The sequence below is a fragment of the Kitasatospora sp. NPDC059803 genome (genome assembly GCF_042732255.1).
Taxonomy (GTDB): domain Bacteria; phylum Actinomycetota; class Actinomycetes; order Streptomycetales; family Streptomycetaceae; genus Kitasatospora.
Genome location: NZ_JBHWIJ010000462.1, coordinates 1 through 3,920, shown reverse-complemented (window position 1 = coordinate 3,920; position 3,920 = coordinate 1). Strand labels below are relative to the sequence as shown.

The following is a 3,920-nucleotide window of genomic DNA, read 5'->3' as shown; positions in this document are numbered from 1 at the left end:
TTCCACAGCTGCGGCAGCGCCGCCCGCGCGCCGCCGCGCCGCACCGGGCCCGCCGCCGCCCGCCCGGGGGGCGGGGGAGCAGAGGCCGGTGGTGAGCAGGTCGGTGATCAGCGGGTCGTCGACCCGGGTGAGTTCGGCCTCGGAGCCGGTGCAGTTCAGCACCGCCCCCACCCGCAGCGCGCGGCCGTCGTCCAGCCGGACGTCGATGACCTCGCCGACCTCGCCGCCCCCGTCGGGGCCGTCCGAGGTGGTCTTGGCGTCGGCCACGGTGCCCCGGCCGATGCTGACCAGACCCGCGTCGACGGCGGCGCGCAGGGCCCTGGCGCTGACCGGCGGGATCCGGTGGCGGTGGGTCTCCCAGAGCCGGAGGTCCCGGGCCAGCAGCCGGGCCTGGTCGGCGGGTGGGAGCTGCTGCCACAGGGCGCTGGTGAGGGGGCGGAGGCTGTCGACCCCGGCCCGCCAGTCGCCGTGGACGCGGCGGCAGCGGGCGATCTGGCACAGCACCGCCCGGCGCAGCGCGGGCAGCCCCGCACGGGCGTCGAGCTGCGGGGCGACCGGGGCGACCGGCATGGTGAGCGGGGCGACCGGCGCGGTGAGCGGAGTGGCGGCGTGGGGTCGGGGGACCAGGCCGTGCCGGGACAGGGCGTGGACGACGCGGCCGGGGCGTTGCAGGCTGAGCGCCATGTCGACCATGGTCAGGCCGGTGCCGACGAGCAGGACGTCGCGGTCCTCGGGGACGGCCGCCAGGGCGCCGGGTGCCCAGGGGTCGGCCAGGAACCGCCCGGAGTCGCGCAGCGCCGGCGGTGCCCAGGCCTGGCCGGGTGCGAAGTTGCCCAGGGCCAGCACCGCCGCGTCGACGTCGAGCGGCGGCCCGTCGTGCAGCCACAGGCGCAGCGGCGGGGTGGTCGCCTGCGGCCGGTGCGTGAGGGCGACGACGCGGTCGGGGACCCGGACCAGGTCGGGGGTGCCGGGCTGGTCGGCCGCCGCCGCCAGGCTCTCGGCGAGGTAGCGGCCGAAGAGGCGCCGGGGGACGAAGTCGTGCTCGCCGCCGCGGTCGCCGAGCCAGCGCACGAAGTGGCCGGGGTCGTCCCGGTGGGCGCTCATCTGGCAGGCCCGGACGTTCAGCAGGTGGTGCGGCGCGTCGGTGCCGAACGCCAGCCCCGGGCCTGCGGGCCCGGGGTCGATGAGCCAGATCCGGGCCGGTGCGGGTCTCCCGGCGGCCGCGTGGTGGAGCAGGCGCAGCGCCGTGAGGGTGCCGGCGGCGCCTGCGCCCACCACGGCGATCTCTTGCGGGGTGCTGCTCTGGTTCACGGCGGCCGCGTCGGACGCGGCGGGAGACGTCATGCGGCCAACATCGAGCCGATCGCGCCGCCGCGTCCAACGACGGTTCATAGGCCCCTCGCCAAGCAGGACTTATGGCCGGGTGGCTCGGTGTCGCGCCGACCGGGGTGGGGGTGAAGGTCACGTAGGGTCCCGGGTTCGACACGTTCCGTCCCATAAGGAGAGTTTGGGGGCGCTCCGCCGCTCACCGTTCGAGCCTCTGGTTAGAGGGTGTCACGAAAGCTGTTGACCCCTCACGCGGATCCGCGTTATAACTTCTAACGAACGCGCAAGCATCTACCGCGTGCGGGGCTGCCACCGCCGCGTTCGCAGCTCGACAGGCAACGCTCGCCCACCAACTGACACTCGACCAAGGGGAATTCCATGTCCGGCACCCGCAGCACCGGCGTCCGCGCCGCCCTGTTCGCCGTCCCGCTCGTCGTCAGCCTCCTCGGCGCCGCGGCCGCGCCCGCCGGGGCCGCCACCTCGCGCCCCGGTACCTCCCTGACCTGCCGCGGCGAGGGCGTCGACCCCCGGGCCCAGGTCCGCTACCGGGCCGAGACGGTGATCCACGCGCCGCTGCACACCATCTGGAAGCTGCAGACCGACGTGGAGCGCTGGCCGTCCTGGCAGGCCCCCGTCGCGAGCGCGGAGCGCCTCGACCACGGCCGCCTGCGCCCGGGTTCGGCGTTCCGGTGGACGACCCCGCTCCCGCCCAACCCCGCGACCACCGCCACCAGCCTGGACATCACCTCGACCGTCCAGCAGCTCAAGCGGGAGTCCTGCCTCCGCTGGACCGGCCCCGCCGACGCCGAAGGGCTGCACATCGACGGCGTCCACGTGTGGAACTTCACCAAGGTCAAGGGCGGCGTCCGGGTGAGCACCGAGGAGACCCACACCGGGCCCCAGGTCGACGCGGACGTCCCCACCGCGACCGCGATCCTGCGTCAGGGCCTCGACGGGTGGCTGCACGACCTGAAGACCACCGCCGAGGCCATCGCCGAGGCCGACGCAGACCGGGGCTGACCTGCGCCGATATGTCCTAGTCGGACAGGGATTCGAGGGCGGCCCGGGCGGCGTTGTGGCCGGGGATGCCGCTGACTCCGCCGCCGCGGACGGCGCCCGCGCCGCACAGCAGGACGTTCGGGTGGGCCGTCGCCACGCCCCAGCGGGCGGCGGGGCCGTCCACCGGCCCGGTCGCGAACGGGAAGGAGAGGTCCCGGTGGAAGATGTGGCCGCCGGGCAGGCCGATCTCCCGTTCCAGGTCGGGCGGGGTCTTGGCTTCCACGCAGGGTCGGCCGGTGGCGTCCGGCGCGAGGCAGTCGGCGATCGGTTCGGCCAGCACCTCGTCCAGTTGGGCCAGGCTGGCCGCCAGGGCGCGTTCCTTGGCGGCCGGGTCGGTGAACAGCCGGGCGGGCATGTGCAGGCCGAACAGGGTCAGCGTCTGGAGGCCCTGGCGGACGGCTTCGGGGCCCAGGATGCTGGGGTCGGTGAGGGTGTGGCAGTAGATCTCCGACGGGGGCGCGGAGGGCATCCGGCCGGCCGCCGCCTCGGCGTAGGCGGTCTCCAACTGCCGGTAGCCCTCGGCGATGTGGAAGGTGCCCGCGAAGGCCTCCCGGGGGTCCGCGTCGGTGTCCCGGAGCCGCGGCAGCCGGCGCAGCACCAGGTTGACCTTCAGCTGGGCGCCCTCGGGCGCGGGCCCGGGTTCCTCGCCGAGGAGGCGGGCCAGGGTGGCCGGGGCGGCGTTGACCAGCACCCGGCGGCCCGCCGCGGTGGCCTCGCCGCCTTGGTGGCGGTACGTCACCTCGGCGTCGCCGTGGCCGTCGGTGGCGATGGCGGTGACCTCGCACCCGGTGCGGAGCTCCGCGCCGGCGGCCAGGGCCGCCTCGGCCAGCGCGTCCGTCACCGCGCCCATGCCGCCGACCGGGACGTCCCAGTCGCCCGTCCCGTTGCCGATCACGTGGTAGAGGAAGCAGCGGTTCTGCCGGAGCGAGGGGTCGTGGGCGTGGGTGAAGGTGCCGATCAGCGCGTCCGTCAGGGCGATCCCGCGGACCAGGTCGTCGCTGAAGGTCCGTTCGATCGTCTCGCCCAGCGGCCGTTCGAACAGGGTGGTCCAGGCGGCGTCGTCGGCGATCCGCCGGCGCAGTTCGGCGCGTGCGGGCAGCGGTTCGGTGAGGGTCGGGAAGACCCGTCGGGCGACCTGCCCGGTCATGCCGTAGAAGCGCTGCCAGGCCTCCCACTCCCGGTCGGTTCCGGTGAGGGCCCGGAACGCCTCCCCGGTCCGGCCGGGGTCGGCGGCGTCCACCAGCAGGCCGGTGGGCTTCCCGTCCCGGACGGTGGGGGTGTACGAGGCGATCCGGCGGCGCCGCAGGTCGAGCCGCAGGCCCAGCTCCTGGACGATCTTGTGCGGCAGCAGGCTGACCAGGTAGGAGTAGCGCGACAGCCGGGCGTCCACGCCCGGGAACGCCCGGGTGGAGACGGCGGCCCCGCCGACCAGGGGCAGCCGTTCGAGCAGCAGGACCCGGCGTCCGGCCCGGGCGAGGTAGGCGGCGGCCACCAGCCCGTTGTGGCCGCCGCCGACGATCACGGCGTCGTACCGG

General features: G+C 75.6%; 3 protein-coding genes (1 of these 3 running past the window's edge). 1 reads left to right on the top strand and 2 read right to left on the bottom strand.

The window, feature by feature from the left end; all coding sequences use genetic code 11:
* Nucleotides 1–1,344: the 5' portion of an FAD/NAD(P)-binding protein gene (locus ACFV6I_RS38060; protein WP_380430711.1), read on the bottom strand. The gene continues 207 nt to the left of window position 1, outside the view; only the first 1,344 of its 1,551 coding nucleotides appear in the window; the start codon lies at nucleotides 1,342–1,344; its stop codon lies beyond the left edge, outside the window.
* A gap of 360 nt (nucleotides 1,345–1,704) precedes the next feature.
* Here ACFV6I_RS38060 and ACFV6I_RS38055 point away from each other — a divergent pair, with 360 nt between their 5' ends.
* Entirely contained in the window at nucleotides 1,705–2,346 is a 642-nt protein-coding gene (locus ACFV6I_RS38055) for an SRPBCC family protein (RefSeq protein ID WP_380430709.1), read from the top strand.
* 16 nt (nucleotides 2,347–2,362) lie between these two features.
* On the opposite strand, the gene ACFV6I_RS38050 is transcribed toward ACFV6I_RS38055, so the two are convergent.
* Nucleotides 2,363–3,920: phytoene desaturase family protein (locus tag ACFV6I_RS38050; RefSeq protein ID WP_380430707.1), on the bottom strand; the 1,558-nt coding region annotated here is incomplete at its 5' end.